Source organism: Devosia alba, assembly GCF_039938915.1.
GTDB lineage: Bacteria > Pseudomonadota > Alphaproteobacteria > Rhizobiales > Devosiaceae > Devosia > Devosia alba.
The window spans coordinates 22,352-39,022 of record NZ_JBDUUI010000003.1; the positions used below are offsets into that span (position 1 = coordinate 22,352).

15 protein-coding genes are annotated in these 16,671 nt (G+C 62.9%); 6 read left to right on the plus strand and 9 right to left on the minus strand.

The window, feature by feature from the left end:
- The first annotated feature begins 93 nt into the window (after window positions 1–93).
- Complete coding sequence (locus ABFY71_RS05160) at window positions 94–570, plus strand: MarR family winged helix-turn-helix transcriptional regulator (RefSeq protein ID WP_347944983.1); 477 nt, start codon at window positions 94–96, stop codon at window positions 568–570.
- A gap of 5 nt (window positions 571–575) precedes the next feature.
- On the opposite strand, the gene ABFY71_RS05165 is transcribed toward ABFY71_RS05160, so the two are convergent.
- From ABFY71_RS05165 to ABFY71_RS05200, 8 genes are all read right to left on the minus strand, one after another.
- Window positions 576–1,370, minus strand: a complete 795-nt coding sequence (locus ABFY71_RS05165; RefSeq protein WP_347944985.1) for a crotonase/enoyl-CoA hydratase family protein — start codon at window positions 1,368–1,370, stop codon at window positions 576–578.
- On the minus strand, window positions 1,367–1,786 hold the full coding sequence (locus ABFY71_RS05170) for an acyl-CoA thioesterase (protein ID WP_347944986.1): 420 nt from the start codon (window positions 1,784–1,786) through the stop codon (window positions 1,367–1,369). Before ABFY71_RS05170 ends, ABFY71_RS05165 begins: the two co-directional genes overlap by 4 nt.
- 8 nt (window positions 1,787–1,794) lie before the next feature.
- Complete coding sequence (locus tag ABFY71_RS05175) at window positions 1,795–2,556, minus strand: SDR family NAD(P)-dependent oxidoreductase (protein ID WP_347944987.1); 762 nt, start codon at window positions 2,554–2,556, stop codon at window positions 1,795–1,797.
- Window positions 2,556–3,797 (minus strand): thiolase family protein, encoded by a 1,242-nt coding sequence (locus ABFY71_RS05180; protein WP_347944988.1) that lies wholly within the window; start codon window positions 3,795–3,797, stop codon window positions 2,556–2,558. The genes ABFY71_RS05175 and ABFY71_RS05180 overlap by 1 nt, the downstream gene beginning before the upstream one ends.
- Before the next feature lie 3 nt (window positions 3,798–3,800).
- The gene (locus ABFY71_RS05185; protein WP_347944989.1) at window positions 3,801–5,660 is read right to left on the minus strand and encodes a feruloyl-CoA synthase; all 1,860 of its coding nucleotides are present in this window, start codon (window positions 5,658–5,660) and stop codon (window positions 3,801–3,803) included.
- 672 nt (window positions 5,661–6,332) lie between these two features.
- The gene (locus ABFY71_RS05190) at window positions 6,333–7,436 is read right to left on the minus strand and encodes a M24 family metallopeptidase (RefSeq protein ID WP_347944990.1); all 1,104 of its coding nucleotides are present in this window, start codon (window positions 7,434–7,436) and stop codon (window positions 6,333–6,335) included.
- Window positions 7,437–7,689: 253 nt separating this feature from the next.
- Window positions 7,690–9,273, minus strand: coding sequence for an ABC transporter substrate-binding protein (locus tag ABFY71_RS05195; RefSeq protein WP_347944991.1), 1,584 nt, complete (start codon window positions 9,271–9,273; stop codon window positions 7,690–7,692).
- Window positions 9,273–9,953, minus strand: coding sequence for a helix-turn-helix domain-containing protein (locus ABFY71_RS05200; RefSeq protein WP_347944992.1), 681 nt, complete (start codon window positions 9,951–9,953; stop codon window positions 9,273–9,275). The genes ABFY71_RS05195 and ABFY71_RS05200 overlap by 1 nt, the downstream gene beginning before the upstream one ends.
- 142 nt (window positions 9,954–10,095) lie before the next feature.
- On the opposite strand from ABFY71_RS05200, the gene ABFY71_RS05205 reads away from it, so the two are divergent.
- From ABFY71_RS05205 to ABFY71_RS05225, 5 genes are read left to right on the plus strand one after another with little or no spacing between them, the layout of a single operon-like run.
- A complete protein-coding gene (locus ABFY71_RS05205) occupies window positions 10,096–11,157 on the plus strand; it encodes an ABC transporter permease (RefSeq protein WP_347945322.1) in 1,062 nt (353 codons plus the stop codon).
- The gene (locus ABFY71_RS05210; RefSeq protein ID WP_305580573.1) at window positions 11,157–12,056 is read left to right on the plus strand and encodes an ABC transporter permease; all 900 of its coding nucleotides are present in this window, start codon (window positions 11,157–11,159) and stop codon (window positions 12,054–12,056) included. Before ABFY71_RS05205 ends, ABFY71_RS05210 begins: the two co-directional genes overlap by 1 nt.
- Window positions 12,056–12,892 carry an ABC transporter ATP-binding protein gene (locus tag ABFY71_RS05215; RefSeq protein ID WP_347944993.1) on the plus strand — a complete coding sequence of 279 codons (837 nt, stop codon included), beginning with the start codon at window positions 12,056–12,058 and terminating at the stop codon, window positions 12,890–12,892. The genes ABFY71_RS05210 and ABFY71_RS05215 overlap by 1 nt, the downstream gene beginning before the upstream one ends.
- A complete protein-coding gene (locus tag ABFY71_RS05220; protein ID WP_305580577.1) occupies window positions 12,889–13,638 on the plus strand; it encodes an ABC transporter ATP-binding protein in 750 nt (249 codons plus the stop codon). The genes ABFY71_RS05215 and ABFY71_RS05220 overlap by 4 nt, the downstream gene beginning before the upstream one ends.
- A gap of 10 nt (window positions 13,639–13,648) precedes the next feature.
- Entirely contained in the window at window positions 13,649–14,140 is a 492-nt protein-coding gene (locus tag ABFY71_RS05225) for a GAF domain-containing protein (protein ID WP_347944994.1), read from the plus strand.
- A 126-nt stretch (window positions 14,141–14,266) separates the two neighbouring features.
- Here ABFY71_RS05225 and ABFY71_RS05230 read toward each other — a convergent pair whose 3' ends face one another.
- A complete protein-coding gene (locus tag ABFY71_RS05230; protein WP_347944995.1) occupies window positions 14,267–16,642 on the minus strand; it encodes a transketolase-like TK C-terminal-containing protein in 2,376 nt (791 codons plus the stop codon).
- Between the last annotated feature and the right edge of the window lie 29 nt (window positions 16,643–16,671).

A 16,671-nucleotide genomic window follows, 5' to 3' on the forward strand; every position in this document is an offset into this window, starting at 1 on the left:
CAACTTGCCATCCTCCCAAATAACAATGTTATTCTATATAACTAAATGCAATGGATGTAGCAAGGGTTGTCCTTGGGCTTGAGGTGCTGAACCATGGGTAATTTTGACCCAGAAAAATCCGCTGCTGATCGTTTCCTGGCCGATGATTCACTGCGCGAAGCGGCCGCAACGGGGATCATCGGATATCGATTGCGACGGGCGCAGCTGAACGTGTTCCAGCGCTTCCTGACGGTGTTCGAGACGCTGCAACTGCGGCCCGCAGAATATTCGGTTCTGGTGCTGATTGCCGACAATCCGGGGCGCAAGCAGACGGAAATCGCTGCGGCGCTGGGCATCAAGCGCGCCAATTTCGTGACCCTGGCGCATGAACTCGAAGCGCGCGGCCTGATCGAGCGCCGCCCGGCCCGGGACGACAAACGCGCCAACGCCCTGCATATGACGGCGGACGGTACGGCGTTCCTCAACCATGCCCGCACGCTGCACGAGGCCATGGAACAGGACCTGGTGACACAGCTGGGCGGACCTCAGGCGCGCGACCGGTTTGTCGACATGCTCGAGCGGCTAAGCTGATCCCATCAGCGAAACACCGGCGGCCGCTTTTCAAGGAAGGCACGCAGCCCTTCTTCAGCGTCAGGGCCGCTCTGGCTCAGCGCGGCGGTGAGACTTTCGGCATAGAATCCCGCTTCGGGCGGCATGGTGCCGATCTGGGCAATCGCCTCAATGATGAAGGCATTGATTGTCGGCGAGTTCTTCGCAATGCGGCCGGCCAGTTCGAAGGCCTTTGCCAGCGCCTGACCTTCTGGCACCACATGGTGGGCCAGTCCGAGCCGCTCGCCTTCTGCGCCTGAATAGGTCCGTCCGGTCAGCATCATCTCGGTCATGCGATCAGGGCCGATCAGCTTGGAAATCCGCACCGAACCGCCCCCGCCGACAAAAATCCCCCGCAGGCCTTCCGGCATCTGGAAGCGGACATTTTCTTCGGCCACGCGGACATGGCAGGTGGCGCCGAATTCCAGGCCCCCGCCCATCACGGCGCCATTCATGGCGGCGATGACAGGGATGGGCGAATTGGCAATCCGGGCCATGACGCGGTGCCAGTTGCGCGAATGGGCCATGACGTCCAGCGGCTGGCGCGCCACATGCTGGGAGAGATCGAGCCCCGACGAGAAATGCCCGCCCGCGCCGCTGACGACAATGGCGCGAGTGTCCGCCGGGACGGCGGCAAAGAAGGCGTCGATCGCGGCGATCAGATCGTCATTGAGCGCGTTGCGCTTTTCCGGGCGATTGAGCGTCAGATGGGCGATGGCGTGCTTCACCTCGACCAGCAGTATATCGGCAATTGCCCCTGTCTGTCCCTGCAAGGCGGTCACGGCGCGGCCTCCAGAAGCTGACGAACCTCGTCGGGGAGCGGGGTAGAGCGGATGCCGCCTTCGGGGGTGCGCGCCACCCAAACACGTTTTTCGTGCGCTTCGATCGCGATCTCGCCGTTATTGAGCAGCGTGTGCTTCACCGAGAAGCTGGAGCGGCCCAGCTCGGTGATTTCGGAGCGGATCTCGACGATGTCGCCAAAACTGCTGGGACGCAGGAAGCGGGCGCCGGTATCGACCATGGGAATACCGGCAATGCCATAATGGTCCAGCCAGTTGCGCTTGTGCATGGCAAAGGCGGCCGAGAGCATGCCGGCCGTGGCGTTGTCGAAGAAGCGAAAATAATTGGGGTAGTAGACAATCCCGGCGGGGTCGCAATCGCCGAACTGGATTTCGACCTGGGTGGTGCGGCTGAACATGCTGTCTCCTATTTCGCGGCCATGCGCAGCGCGCCGTCGAGCCGGACCACTTCGCCATTGAGATAATCGTTTTCGACCATGGACCGCACCAGAGCTGCGAACTCATCGGGGCGTCCGAGGCGGGCGGGATGGGGGATGGAAGCGCCGAGACTGTCCTGCACCTGCTGGGGCAAGCCTTCAAGCAATGGCGTGAGGAAAAGGCCAGGCGCAATTGCCAGCACGCGGATGCCGAAGCGGGCCAGCTCGCGGGCAGCAGGCAGGGTCAGCGCGACGACGCCGCCCTTGGACGCGGCATAGGCGGCCTGCCCGATCTGGCCATCGAAGGCGGCGGCAGAGGCGGTCGAGATGATAACCCCGCGTTGGCCGGTACTGTCAGGTGTGGCCAGCGACATGGCGTGCGCTGTCAACCGCATCATGTTGAAACTACCCACCAGATTGACATTGATGATGCGACTGAACGCGTCGAGCGGCATGGGGCCATCGCGCCCGACAATGCGGGCTGCGGTGCCGATGCCGGCGCAATTGACCAGCACGGCGGGCGTACCCAATGCCGCGATGGCAGCATCGACTGCGGCTTCGGCACTGGCCGCATCAGCGACATCCACGGCAAGGAACTGGCCGCCGAGCTGGCGGGCCACGGCTTCGCCAAGTTCGGCATTGCGGTCGAAAATCGCGACGCGGGCCCCTAGCGCCGCCAGAGCCTGCGCCGTTGCGGTGCCAAGCCCCGAAGCCGCGCCGGTGACAAAAGCGGTCCTGCCCGAAATATCCATTACGCGGCCTCGGGGTTTTCGATCAGCAGGGCAATCCCCTGCCCGCCGCCAATGCACGCCGAAGCAATGCCGTAGCGCGTATTCGAGCGCTTGAGTTCGAGGGCGAGGGTGAGACCGAGGCGGATGCCCGTCACGCCGAGGGGGTGCCCGATGGCAATAGCGCCGCCATTGACGTTGAGCTTGTCCTCATCGAGCCCCAGTTCATCGACGCAGGCGAGGATCTGCGCGCCGAACGCTTCGTTGATTTCGATGCGGTCGATCTGATCGAGGGTCATGCCGGCCGTTTCAAGGACAGCGCGAATGGCCGGAGCGGGACCAATACCCATGATCTGTGGCGGCACGCCTACGGCGGCGCTGGCCAGAATGCGCGCGATGGGTGTGTGGCCATTGGCCTTGGCATAGGCTGATGACGCGACCAGAACCGCGCCTGCCCCGTCGACAATGGCCGACGAGTTGCCGCCGGTCTGTACGCCGCCAAAGGCCGGGCGGAGTTTTGACAGCACCTCAAATGTGGAGCTGCGGATATGGGTGTCGGCGTCAACGCTCGGCACGCCGCGCGGCAGCTTGATACCACGCGGCTCGAGTGTGTCGATTTCAAAGCTCTCGCTGATCACCGGCACGATTTCCTCAGCCAGGATGCCGGCATCGCGGGCGGCGAGCGCGCGCGTGAAACTGCGTTCGGCAAAGCGGTCCACCCGCTCGCGCGAAATGCCATATTGCCGGGCGAGATTTTCCGCCGTGTCCCCCATATTGACGCAACCGGCGGGGTCGTAGAGTGCTTCCCACAAGAAGTCCTTGAACTCGACCCTGCCCATGGTGAAGCCGTTGCGGTGCGTATAGGCAGCAATGGGGTTGCGGCTCATGGATTCGCAGCCGGCGGCCAGCGCCAGATCAACCCGGCCCAGTGACACCGAGTCAGCGGCCTGCGCAATGACTTCGAGCCCGGTGCCGCAGATGCGCTGCACCAGATGGGCCGGCGTCTCGATCGGCGCGCCCGCGTAGAGCCCGATATGGCGCGGGGTGACATAAGCGTCAAACGAGGCCTGCGCCATCGACCCGGCGATGGTGTGGCCAATGTCGGCAGCCTTGACTCCGGTGCGCTGAATAGCGGCGCGTGCCGCCTTGATGCCCAGATCAATGGGCGAGATGTCGCTCAGCACGCCGCGATAATCAACGAACGGGGTGCGAGCCCCACCCAGTAGCCAGGCATCGTCAAAACTGATGCGGAGACCTTTGCTCATGGTTCAGGCGCCTTTCCGGGGCAGCAGGATAATATCGGGGCCAGGCTGGTCGGCGTATAGCGCCGCAACCAGATCAGCCCGGTGGGTGCGCACGGCCCGCTGATTGATCGAGCCCTTGTCGGTGATCTCGCCCTTGTCGATATCAGGTGCGGTGGTCAGAACGAGGGCACGGGCCAGATGGTTGGAACTACCGGTGGCCCGTTGCGCCAGGGCGGTCAGACCATCGGTGAGTCTTTGCCGAACCGCCGCATGGGCGAGAATGGTTTGCGCATCGGTATGCGGCGACAGGCCGGCCAGGGGAGCGCAGGCTTCCAGATCGGGAAAGATCATTGCGCCGATGAAATTACGATCAAGCCCGGTCAACACCACGTCGCGGATCAGCGGTACACAGGCGGCGATAGTGGCGGCGCGGACGGCGGCAAAATTCACCCAGGTGCCGGTCGACAGCTTGAAGTCCTCGGTAACCCGGCCATCGAAAACAAAGCCCTTGGCAAGGTCGTCGGGGTCGGCGCGGCGTACCGCGTCGCCGATTTTGTAGAAGCCCTCATCATCAAAGGCTTCCGCCGTCTTTTCGGCGTCCCGCCAATAGCCGGGGGTGACGTTGGGTCCCTTTATCCGCAGCTCGGTCTTGTCACCATCAGGCACGAGCTTGACCGTCATGCCGGCGGCCGGCAGGCCGATATGGCCCGCCTCGGTGACTGGCCAGGTGGTGGTGAAGGCAAAGGGCGCCGTTTCGGTCGAGCCGTAGCCGGTGATGATCATCACCCGCTCACCGGTTTCAGCGCGGGCGGCGCGGTCCAGTCCCTCGAACACATGCTGCGACAGGCCCGCCCCGGCATATTGCAGCAGCTTGAGCCGCGCAAACAGGTTTCGCCGGGCTTCTGGATGCGCGTCGAAGGCGGCGACGAGAAATTCGTAGGCCTTGGGCACATTGGTGAACAGGGTCGGCTGCACATGCCCGAGGTTTTCCAGCGTGCGGCCAATGCGGTCCGGTGTGGGCTGGCCATCATCGATATAGAAGCTGCCGCCATTATAGAGGGCGATGCCGATATTGTGGCTGCCGCCGGCGACGTGGTTCCAGGGCATCCAGTCGAGCAGCACCGGGGGCTCATCCTGCAGAAAGGCCAGCGCCGTGCGGATCATTTCCTGATTGCAGGCCATCATCCGGTTGGTGGTGATAACGCCCTTGGGCAGGCCGGTGGAGCCGGAAGTGAACAGAATCTTTGCCACGGTATCGGGGGTGATCGCGGCATGGGCCGCCGCCACTTCGGCGGTCACCGGCGTATCGAGCAGGTCGTCGAACAGCTGTACCGGGCGTCCCTTCGGGGCGTTGCGGCGCACGATCAGGGGCGTGTCGGGGTGGAATGTCGCCGCAATGGCCGGCCCGAATTTTTCACCGTCACTGGCATAGATCATGCCAGGTGTGAGCAACCCGGCAATATGCTTGAGCTTGCCGTAATCGGTGGAGATCAGCGAATAGGCGGGGGAGATCGGCGCATAGGGAATGCCGACCCATATGGCGGCCAGTCCCAGCAATAAATGTTCGATCTCATTGCCCGAGATGATCATCAGAGGGCGTTCGGGCGACAGCTTCGCGTCGAGCAGGGCCTGTGCCAGCGGCTGGATGCGCTGCACGATCTGGGCATAGCTGAGCTTGCGCCAACCCTCACCCTCGCGGTCGGCAATCGCCATGGTATCGGGCGTTTTCTCGGCCCAGCTTTCCAGCGCATCGACGATGGCGCGAGGATAAGCTGCCAGCGCTTCCACCGACCGCACGATCGTGGTGCCATCCGCGCGGCAATCCGCCTCGAAAGCCATGTTGCCCATTCGCACGGGACGGACAGGCGCAACCTGTAGTGTCATATGTTCCTCCCTCTCGAATTTAGTTATGCTTTATAACTATTTCATTTGCAAGCATCTGCCATCGGTGTCCCTGTCGTGGCGGCTTAACGGTCTCCAGGGAGGGCAGATCGACCATGGCTGTCAGTCGAGGAAAATTACCGGCCGGTGGCAAACTTACCGCCGTCCCGAGGCCGCGCCAGTAACATGCGCCGTCCCCAATGGACTTTGGCGCACTCAACGATTTCAATAGGTTAGATGGCGCCCTGGAACCAGAATCAATGCCTGAGCAGGTCGTCACTCGACACCGGGCAAGCACCGCCGGAACTGGTGCGCAAAGGGAGTCGCGCCGCAGGTGGCGCGCGACAATTATGGGTGACGGCCGGCGATTGAACCTACGAACGACGCGGTATGGCGGCTACGTAGTCAGCTAGCGTATCCGCACCCTGATCGAGGAATCACTCGGCTCAATCAAGGCCCTTGCCGGGCAGCGCAAGACCCGCTTCAGGGGCGTCGAACGCCGCATACCGCCACAGTTCATTGCCGGTCTTGACCGCGTCGATAATGATATCCAGTTCCTGGCCAATTTTCGACGCGCTTGGAGCGGCGCCTGCGCAGCCCGCACCTGCCCATGGATAATCGGCGCCGCAGACGAGATGGTGCAGGTGGAACGCGCAGAAGGGTTGCGCCGCTGGTTCAGAGGCCGCCCGCGACGGCCTTTCTCGGCATGTCCGAGAGTATCTCAGCAACACCGTTGCGGATAATCACGATCTCTTCGAGGCGCTGCCCGAAGCGGCCCTGCAGATATATGCCCGGTTCGATGGAGAAGACCATGCCCTCCTCCAGCAGTGTCTCCGAGCTGGCGGTGATATAAGGCGCCTCGTGGATGTCGATGCCCAGGCCGTGGCCGGTGCGGTGCATGAAATTGGGGCCGTAGCCGGCAGCGGTGATGACGTCGCGGGCGGCCTTGTCGACGGCACTGGCTGGGGAGCCCGGTTTGGCTGCGGCGATGGCAGCTTGCACCGCCGCATCAAGGATGGCGTGGATCTCGGCGAAGCCTTCTGGCGCGCTGCCATAATAGCCGACCCGGGTCATGTCGGAGGGGTAGCCCCCAATGCGGCCGCCGGTATCGATCAGCACGGCGTCATTGGATTTGAGCGCGGTAGCGCCAGTGTGGTGGTGCGGAAAGGCGCCGTTGGGGCCAAAGCAGACGCTGGTGAATTCTGGCGTGGCGCCATTGGCCTTGTAGAATTCGCGGATGACAGTGGCGATGTCGCGCTCGGTGATGCCGGGGCGCAGGGCGGCAAAACCGGCTTGCATGGCCGCGTCGTTGAGCACAGCGCTCTGCTTGAGCGCGGCGTATTCGGCAGCATCCTTGCGCGAGCGCAGATAGCCGACCGTATCGCCGGTGAAGCGGCGGGTGGCGCCGGGCAGTGCATCGAGCACCAGCAAGGCGAAATCGGTGCGCATGGTTTCGTCGAGCACGATGGAGGGCGCGGTGCGGTCAATGCCGCTGGCCACCAGCAGCTGTTCGAGCGCCGCATCGGGGCCTTCGGCGTCGGACCAGGGGAAGAAGGGCAGATCGGTGTGCTGGCGCGAGCTGTCGACATTGAGCGAAGGCATCAGGAAGCCGGCAAAACTGGCCGAGACCAGCAGCAGCACGGGACGCTCGTCGCCATGGGGGGCGAGATCGGCCAGATAGAGCATGTGGCTGGACGGGCCGATGACCACCAGATCGGTGTGGGTGGCGGCCATGCGGGCGCGCAGATTGGCAAGACGGGTGGTGAGGATCGCGGTCATGGGGGGACTCGTTGATGGTGGTTTTCACTAGACCTCATCCTGAGCCTGCCGAAGGGCGAGCGCGTCGCGCAGTTGGCGCACAGGCTCGTGGTCCGACGGGCTCACCATGAGGTCTACTCAAAGCCGCAGGTGAAAAGAAACCTCGAGCCATGCCCGAGGCCATGCAATTCAGAATTGGGCAGGAGCCGGACCGGAGGGAGGTGGCCCGGCTCCTGAGCGGCGGTGTTTTGGGCCACCGCCGCTATTGCGCGCCTTACTTGGTTACGAGGCGGTAGTACACGAAGTCGGAAGTGGCGCCGTTGACATAGCCTTCGACATTATTGGCCATGGCGATGGTCAGCGCCGCCTGGAACATGATGACGATCGGCGAGGAGGCCTGGGCTTCCTTCTGGATCTCGATATACGCCGCGTTGCGCTTGGCCTGATCGGGTTCGGCCAGGGCTGCGGTGACCTTGTCGTTCATTTCCTGGGGCACAGCCCAGGCGTTGCGCCAGGTTGTGGTGGCAGTGTAGTTCTCGTCCGAATTGTCCGAGTTATAGGCGAAAGCCTTGGCGTTGGAGTGCGGGTCCATGAAGTCCGGGCCCCAATAAAGCAGCATGGCCTGATGGGTGCGCTCGCGATACTTGGTGATGACCTGGGCACCGGTGCCGGGCAGGATGTCGAAATTGATGCCGGCTTCGGCAAAGGTGGCCTGCAGCGACTGCGCCATATCGGTGAACGGGGCCGCGTTGATCACGTCCAGTGTGACATTGATCGGGGTCTCGATGCCGGCGTCAGCCAGGATCTGCTTTGCCTTTTCAACATCATGGGTGAACGGGGTCTCGTCATAGGAGCCGGGGAAACCCTTGGGCCAGAACGCCTGGTGGGTTTCCATCTGACCCTTGAGGAAGGACTGCGTCATGCCGTCATAATCGACGAGATAGCGCGCTGCTTCCCAAACGGCTGGCGGGGTTAGGTCTTCCTCTTTCTGGTTGAAGGAGAGGAAGTGCACAGCCGCCTGCGGATAGGTTTCTACCTTGATGGCATCGGTGGAAATGCTGGTGATCTGGTCGGGCGTCAGGTTCTTGGCGAGATCGACATCGCCCGAGGTCAGCAGCAGCTGCTGGGTGGCGGCTTCGGCAACGTGGCGAATGATGACCGACTTCATGGCGGGGGCGCCACGGAAATAACTCTCATTGGCGGTCAGGCGGACGATTTCAGCCGGACGGTAATCGGACATCACGAAGGGGCCCGAGCCAGCCGAATGGGTGTTGAGCCAGGCATTGCCCATATCGCCATCGACCTCATTGGCCATGACCAGCACTTCGTCGACAATCGAGGCCGGACGCGCTGCCAGCACGTTGAGCACGAAGGCCGAGGAGAAATCGCCATCATATTTGACGGTGACGGTATTGCCATCGATGGTGACCATGTCGGCGATATTCTCGGGAGTCCAGCCGAGCTGGGTGAGAATGAAGGCCGGGGTCAGGTTGAGCTTGATGACGCGGGTGAAGGAAAACACCACGTCCTCGGGACGCACCGGATTGCCCGAGGCGAACTTGGCATCGCGCAGGGTGAAGGTGATGGTCTTGGCCGCATCGTCTGCGGTCCATTCGGTGGCGAGGCCCGGCGCCAGAACCGTGGTGTCTTCGGCTTCGTAGCCAACCAGACGGTCATACACATTGGTGTTGATCTCGCCCGAGGTGAACTCATAGGCCTGAGCTGGATCAAGGGCGACGATGTCGTCGATATTCTGGGCGACGACCAGCGCATCGGCCGGCGTGGCGGCAAGGGCGGCGACACTGCTCAAGGGCAGAGCCAGCGCCGTCGCCAGTAAGGCTGCACGGAAGAGTTTCATCAGCGTTTCTCCTGTTGGGGCTTTGGGATTTTGATCTGCTTGACCGGCTTGATGCCGATTTTGGTAGCCGCCTCGCCCTGGCGTGAGGGCTTGGCGGAGGAGCGGAACAGGGCCAGCGTGCCGGTCCACAGCAGGCGGGCCGGCGTTTCGGTATGGTTGGACCATGAGTGCGGACGGTTGCCGCGGAAATGCAGGCTATCGCCCGCACCCAGGATCATCTCGTCGCCGTCCAGGCGCTGGGTGATGGCGCCGTCGAGCACGTAAAGAATCTCTTCGCCTTCATGGGCCACCGTTTCCGAGCGGTAGCCGGGCGGCACGATCATGATGAAGCTCGACAGCGTATTGCCCGGAAAGTCCGTCCCCAACCGCTCATAGGTGATCGAAGAGCCATCGAGCGAGAAGCGATGGCGCTCCCCTGCCCGCGTCAAGGCCGTCTTGGCCGTGGGTGCCGCGACAAAATACTCGATTCCGACGCCCAGCGCCCGGGCGATCTGGGCCAGGGTGCCCAGCGATGGCGTGGCATGATCGCGCTCGACCTGGCTGAGATAGCCGACCGAGATCTCGGCCGCCTTGCCCAGCGCCTCAAGCGTCATGTGCTGCTGGCGGCGGCGCGCACGAATGAGCGCCCCCACTTTGGGATGCCCCTCAATCTGCGTTGGTTCGACGGCTGCATTTGTCATCAGGCCACCATAATTTTTTTGATATAAGCAAAGTTTTCTGTATGGTGAAAGCGAAATGTGAAGGTGTTCACGATCTGCAGAGAGGTCATTCTGCGGACGGATTACCTTGTTTTCTCAAGAGGATGGTCGCTTGAGCCTGGGTATGCCAACCACCGAGACACCGGATAGCGCCTTTGTGACTCGCCGCCGCTGGCGGCGGCGCCTGGGTGCCATTGCCGGCTTTGTAATCACGGTTTTCCTCACCTTTCTCGGCCTGCTGGCGATCACTTTTTTCATCGGCCGGGTGATCCCGATCGATCCGGTGCTGGCCGTGGTCGGCGACCGGGCCAGCAATGAGGTCTATGCGGCAGCACGCACCGCCATGGGGCTGGACCAGCCGCTGGTGGTGCAGTTCTTCCATTATGTGGTCAATGTGTTCTCGGGCGATCTGGGCCAGTCGGTCAGCACCGGACGCTCGGTGGTGGAAGACCTCAGCCGGTTCTTCCCGGCGACGCTGGAAATGGCGACCATCGGCATTCTGATCGGCGTGCTGCTGGGCGTGCCGCTCGGGGTGATTGCCGCCAGCCGGCAGGGGTCGCTGATCGACCAGATCATCCGCGTGGTCGGACTGCTGGGCTATTCGATGCCGGCATTCTGGCTGGGGCTGGTCGGGCTGGCGCTGTTCTATGCCAAGCTGCGCTGGGTCGGCGGACCGGGCCGGCTGGACATTTTCTACGATGGCCTGGTGGCGCCGGTCACCGGACTATTGCTGGTCGACAGCCTGCTGGCGGGCGAGATCGATATCTTCTGGAACGCCATTACCCATCTGGTCCTGCCCGCCTCGGTGCTGGGCTTTTTCAGCCTGGCCTATATTGCGCGGATGACGCGCAGCTTCATGCTGGACCAGCTGAGCCAGGAATTCGTCACCACCGCCCGGGTCAAGGGTGTGCCCGAGCGGGTCGTGATCTGGCGCCATGCCTGCAACCCCATTCGGGTGCCGCTGATCACCGTGATCGGGCTCAGCTATGCGGGCCTGCTGGAAGGCTCGGTGATGATCGAGACTGTGTTCTCCTGGCCCGGCATCGGCAATTACCTGACCACGGCCCTGCTCAATGCCGACATGAATGCGGTGCTCGGCTCGACGCTGGTGATCGGCGCGGTATTCATCTTCATCAACAAGATTTCGGACGTGCTGTACCGCGTCCTCGACCCAAGGGCACGCTGATGAGCACACGCGACTGGCTGCTGGAAGATTCGCCGCATTCGCGGTGGCAGGCCAATGTGGGTCGGGCCTACCGGGTGTTTACCGCGCTGCTGCGCAACCCACTGTCGGTACTGGGCGGGATCATCATCCTGGCGCTGGTGCTGACGGCGATCTTTGCGCCCTGGCTGGCGCCCTATTCGGCGATCGGACAGGATCTGGCCAACCGGCTCGCCCCGCCCTCCTCCACCCATCTGATGGGCACCGACGAACTGGGCCGCGATATTTTCTCGCGGGTGATCTGGGGCTCGCAAATCACCCTGACCATTGTCGGGCTGGTGGCGCTGATCTCGGCGCCGCTGGGACTGCTGGTGGGCGCGGTGGCGGGCTATTTCGGCGGCTGGACCGACCGGCTGCTGATGGGGTTCACCGACATTTTCCTGTCGATGCCCAAGCTGATCCTGGCGCTGGCCTTTGTCGCGGCGCTGGGACCGGGCATCAACAATGCCATCATCGCCATCGCCATCACCTCGTGGCCGGCCTATGCGCGCATTGCCCGCGCCGAGACGCTGACCATCCGCAATTCCGAGTTCATCGCCGCCGTGCAATTGCAGGGCGCCTCGCCGCTGCGGGTGATCGTCGGGCATGTGCTGCCGCTGTGTACCTCCTCGATGATCATCCGGGTAACACTGGATATGGCCGGGGTGATCCTGACCGCAGCAGGGCTGGGCTTTCTCGGGCTGGGCGCGCAGCCCCCATTGCCCGAATGGGGCGCGATGATTTCGCGCGGGCGCACCTTCATCCTCGACCAGTGGTGGGTGGCGACCATGCCGGGCTTTGCCATCATCATCGTCAGCCTGGGCTTCTGCTTCCTCGGCGACGGCTTGCGCGACGTGCTCGACCCCAAGAACGAGGGCAAGTGATGACCGCTCCCATGCTCAGTGTCGAGAATTTGCGCGTCAGCTTTCCGACCCATCGCGGGCGGGTGGGAGTGGTCAAGGGGATCAGCTTCGAACTCGGCCGCGAGCGGCTGGGGATTGTGGGCGAGAGTGGTTCGGGCAAATCGATGACCGGGCGGGCGATCCTCAAGCTGATCCGCAAGCCGGGGCTGGTGACGGCCGACCGACTGGAATTTGACGGCATCGATCTGCGTGCCCAGAGCGAAAAGCAGATGCGGGCCATTCGCGGCGCCCGGATTTCGATGGTGATGCAGGACCCCAAATTCTCGCTGAACCCGGTGATGACGGTGGGCGAGCAAATAGCCGAAGCGCTGGTGACCCATGAGAAGCTGGCGCGTCGCGAGGTCGAGGAGCGCATTGAGGCGATGCTGCATTCGGTGCGGATCGATGATCCCAAACGCGTGGCGGGACTATATCCGCACGAGGTATCGGGCGGCATGGGCCAGCGGGTGATGATCGCCATGATGCTGATCCCCGAGCCCGAACTGCTGATTGCCGACGAGCCGACCTCGGCGCTTGATGTCAGCGTGCAGGCGCAGGTGCTCGATATCATCGATGATCTGGTGACGAGCAAGGGCATGGGGCTGATCCTGATCAGCCATGACCTCAATCTGGTCAGCCGCTATTGCGACCGCATTCTGGTGATGAATGCCGGCACGGTGGTGGAAGAATGCGCCGCAGGACAGCTCGACCAGGCCAGCCACCCCTATACGCGCGGCCTGCTGGCGGCGATGCCGACGATCAATGAAAGCCGCGATGAGCTGCCCGTGCTCGACCGCAGCCAGTGGGCCGGAACATGAGCGCGATCAAGCTGGACAATCTCGATATTTCCTATGGCGACACCAAGGTGGTGCATGGCGTGAGCCTGGACATTGCCGAGGGCGAGAGCTTTGCCCTGGTGGGGGAAAGCGGCTCGGGCAAATCGACGATTTTGCGTGCTATTGCCGGACTGGCGCCGGACTGGACCGGATCGATCTCGGTACTGGGCCAGGCGCGCAGCCATGGCGTCGACCGGGCGGTGGCGCGGCAGGTGCAGATGGTGTTTCAGGACCCCTATGGCTCGCTGCATCCGCGCAAGACCATTGACGCGACATTGACCGAACCGCTGGCCATTCACGGCATTGGCAATCGCGATCAGCGCGTGGAACAGGTGCTGGCCCAGGTGGGGCTCGACCGGCGCTTCCGCTTCCGCTTCCCGCATCAGTTGTCGGGTGGACAGCGGCAGCGCGTGGCGATTGCCCGGGCGCTGATGCTCGAGCCCAAGGTGCTGCTGCTGGATGAGCCGACCTCAGCGCTCGATGTCAGCGTGCAGGCGGAAATCCTCAACCTGCTCAAGCGGCTGCGGCGCGAACAGGGCCTGACCTATCTCGTGGTGACGCACAATCTGCCGGTGGTGAGCTTTTTGTGCGACCGGCTCGCCGTGATGCGGTTTGGGCGGATCGTTGAGGTGGCGGACGTGGCCCAACTCAAGCACGGCGCGCTGGTCGAGCCATACTCACAAGAATTGCTGGCGGCCACGGAAGGCCGGTCCAGCGTAGTTGCCTAAGGACATTACCATGACTGAACATGCTGCCGCCATCGCGGCATTCGACACCGCCATTGCCGAGGCCAAAGGCGCTGACGCTGCATTTGCGGCGCTGCAGAAACTGACCGAGGACACGGTGGGCACCAAGCTGTTCACCTTCATGACCGTGGATATGACGGCCGAGCTGGCGCGGCGCGCCTATAGCAGCGATCCGGTGAACTATCCGGCCTCGGGCACCAAGCCGATCCGCTATGACAGCTGGTTCGATATCGTGCACAAGGACCGGCAGTATTTCATCGCCAACACCATTGCCGAGATCGCCAAGGTGTTCCCCGATTATGAGCTGATCGACTCGCTGGGCTGCCAGAGCGTGGTCAATATGCCTGTGGTGATCGGTGGCGAGCTGATCGGCACGGTCAACATGCTGGACGTAGACGGATATTACACGCCCGAGCGGGTGCAGGTGATCTGCGACGTGCTGGCAGTGCCAGCCAAGTTGGCGGCTTTGGTGGCGGCCCGCTGAGTTTTCATCATAGTCGAAAGACAGAAGCCCGTCGCTCTCGCTGCGGGCTTCACGCTGGATGGTGGGGCGTTCGGTCGCCTCGCGCCCCGCTGGCCGCTCTGCTGCACGCCTTCGGTCCAGGTTCGGTCACGCCCAGCGTGTGCCGCGGCCCGCGGTCAATTCGTTGACCTTTTCAATGATGCTGTTCGTGTCGATACCATAATGGCGGTAGAGGTCGCCGATCGTCCCGGTTTGACCAAAATGCTCGACGCCCAGAGGAATGGTGCGATGACCCTGCACCGACCCAAGCCAGGCCAGTGTCGCGGGGTGACCGTCGATGACGGTTACCAGCCGGCAGTGGCGTGGCAGTTGCTGCAGGAGATGTTCGATGTGACTGGTCGCCTCGCGCTTGCCACGTGAGCGCGCGCGCTGAGCGGCGGTCCATCCCGCATTGAGCCGGTCGGCAGAGGTAACCGCCAATACGCCAATATCGCGGCGGTTTTCCGCGAGCAGACCAGCGGCCCGGATCGCCTCGGGGGCCACGGCGCCCTGATAGGCGATAACCACCTCGCAGTTCGGACCAGGCCGGCGCAGCCAATACGCACCGTCAATGGCGCCTTGCCGCCATTCGGCATCGGGACGGCTCTCGGGTTGTTCGATCGGATTGGTAGACAGCCGCAGGTACACAGCCCCACCGGTCTTATCGCGTAACCAGGTTCGCTCGTCCGGCACATCGTCGCCATTCCGCTGCAGGTAACCAAACGCCCATTCCATGATGGCCGCCAGTTCGTCGGCGAAGGCCGGTTCGAAAGCGGCCAGGCCATCCTGGCTCATGCCTATCAAAGGCGTGCCTATTGACTGGTGTGCGCCCCCTTCAGGCGCCAGCGTCACGCCGGAGGGTGTGCCGGCAACGATGAAGCGGGCGCCCTGGTAGCAGGCGTAGTTGAGTGCATCCAGGCCGCGCATCACGAAGGGATCGTAGAGCGTGCCAATGGGAATGAGGCGCTTGCCGAACAGGGAATGGGACAACCCCGCGACGCCCAGCAACAGAAACAGGTTCATCTCGGCAATGCCAAGCTCGATATGCTGGCCTTGGGGTGCAAACTCCCATTTTGCCGTCGAGGGGATGCGGTGTTCAATAAAGGCATCGGCTCGTGACGTGCGGGCAAACAATTTGCGCCGGTTGACCCATGGGCCCAGACTGGTTGTCCCGGTCACATCGGGCGAGGTTGTCACGATCCGTTCGGCAAGGGGGCTGCCGCCCTTTGATAATCCGTCGAGCAACTTGCCGAATGCCATCTGGGTGGAAATCTCGCGCTCGGGCGCCAAGGCGACCGGCGGGACGGCCAGGACGGCATCGCCATAACGCCTGCGGCCTGCGGCAAAGAACGGGACCTGATCGAGGTGTTTTTGCAGGGCGGGCACATCAGCCACCGCGGCAAATTTCTCCCACTCCAGGCCTTCGGGAACACCCATGTGCTTTTGCCATTCGGCCATCTGCGCCTTGGTCATCAGCCCGCCGTGATTGTCCTTGTGGCCGGCAATCGGCGTGCCCCACCCCTTGATGGTATAGGCCAGAAAGCATGTCGGTCGATCGTCGGTGACGCCGGCAAACACATCGGCCAATGTTGACACGCAATTGCCGCCGAGATTTTCCATCAGCGCAGCCAGTTCAGAGTCCGACCGCCTCTCGATCAGCGCGCTGACGGGGCCCTGGTCACCCAGGTCTTCCATGAGCCGCCTGCGCCAGACAGCGCCGCCTTGATAGGTCAGCGCCGCATATTGCTGGTTGGGACAGGCGTCAATCCACTCGCGCAGGGCGGCACCGCCCTCCTCCTCGAAGGCCGCGCGCTGCAGCACACCGTGCTTGACCTGGATGACGTGCCAACCGAAGGCCTCGAAAATCTTCTCGATGCGCCCGAACAGGCCCTCGTGCACAACGCCGTCCAGCGACTGGCGATTATAGTCAATGATCCACCAGCAATTGCGCAGGTCGTTCTTCCAGCCTTCCTGCAGCGCTTCGTAGACATTGCCTTCGTCCAGTTCGGCATCACCCACCAGGGCGATATGGCGCCCGAGAGGAACATCGCGTCCCCAGTGCTTGGCGTGAATATAGTCCTGGACGATTGACCCGAAGGTGGTGATCGCCGCGCCCAATCCCACCGATCCGGTGGAGTAGTCGACATCGTCCACATCCTTGGTGCGGCTGGGGTAGCTCTGGACGCCGCCGAACCCGCGAAAATTCTGCATCTTGTCGAGGGTCTGGTTGCCCATCAGATATTGCATGGCGTGAAAGATCGGGGATGCGTGCGGCTTGACCGCGACCCGATCCTGCGGACGCAGGGCCGAAAAATAGAGGGCGGTCATGATCGACACCATGGATGCCGAACTCGCCTGATGGCCGCCAATCTTGATGCCATCGGTTTTGGGGCGGATGTGATTGGCATGATGGATCATCCAGTGCGAGAGCCAGAGGAGGCGAGACTCGATCGTCTTGAGATGGAACGCGTCGTCTTGGGTCATGCTGGGTCCTCAGGTTCTGGCACCGCGCA

Excerpts from the sequence above, each read along its gene's own strand:
- ABFY71_RS05160 (WP_347944983.1), top strand. The coding sequence starts at position 94 with ATGGGTAATTTTGACCCAGAAAAATCCGCTGCTGATCGTTTCCTGGCC.
- ABFY71_RS05210 (WP_305580573.1), top strand. The coding sequence starts at position 11,157 with ATGAGCACACGCGACTGGCTGCTGGAAGATTCGCCGCATTCGCGGTGG.
- ABFY71_RS05180 (WP_347944988.1), bottom strand. The coding sequence starts at position 3,797 with ATGAGCAAAGGTCTCCGCATCAGTTTTGACGATGCCTGGCTACTGGGT.
- ABFY71_RS05225 (WP_347944994.1), top strand. The coding sequence starts at position 13,649 with ATGACTGAACATGCTGCCGCCATCGCGGCATTCGACACCGCCATTGCC.
- ABFY71_RS05170 (WP_347944986.1), bottom strand. The coding sequence starts at position 1,786 with ATGTTCAGCCGCACCACCCAGGTCGAAATCCAGTTCGGCGATTGCGAC.
- ABFY71_RS05175 (WP_347944987.1), bottom strand. The coding sequence starts at position 2,556 with ATGGATATTTCGGGCAGGACCGCTTTTGTCACCGGCGCGGCTTCGGGG.
- ABFY71_RS05195 (WP_347944991.1), bottom strand. The coding sequence starts at position 9,273 with ATGAAACTCTTCCGTGCAGCCTTACTGGCGACGGCGCTGGCTCTGCCC.
- ABFY71_RS05220 (WP_305580577.1), top strand. The coding sequence starts at position 12,889 with ATGAGCGCGATCAAGCTGGACAATCTCGATATTTCCTATGGCGACACC.
- ABFY71_RS05230 (WP_347944995.1), bottom strand. The coding sequence starts at position 16,642 with ATGACCCAAGACGACGCGTTCCATCTCAAGACGATCGAGTCTCGCCTC.
- ABFY71_RS05185 (WP_347944989.1), bottom strand. The coding sequence starts at position 5,660 with ATGACACTACAGGTTGCGCCTGTCCGTCCCGTGCGAATGGGCAACATG.
- ABFY71_RS05205 (WP_347945322.1), top strand. The coding sequence starts at position 10,096 with ATGCCAACCACCGAGACACCGGATAGCGCCTTTGTGACTCGCCGCCGC.
- ABFY71_RS05190 (WP_347944990.1), bottom strand. The coding sequence starts at position 7,436 with ATGACCGCGATCCTCACCACCCGTCTTGCCAATCTGCGCGCCCGCATG.
- ABFY71_RS05215 (WP_347944993.1), top strand. The coding sequence starts at position 12,056 with ATGACCGCTCCCATGCTCAGTGTCGAGAATTTGCGCGTCAGCTTTCCG.
- ABFY71_RS05200 (WP_347944992.1), bottom strand. The coding sequence starts at position 9,953 with ATGACAAATGCAGCCGTCGAACCAACGCAGATTGAGGGGCATCCCAAA.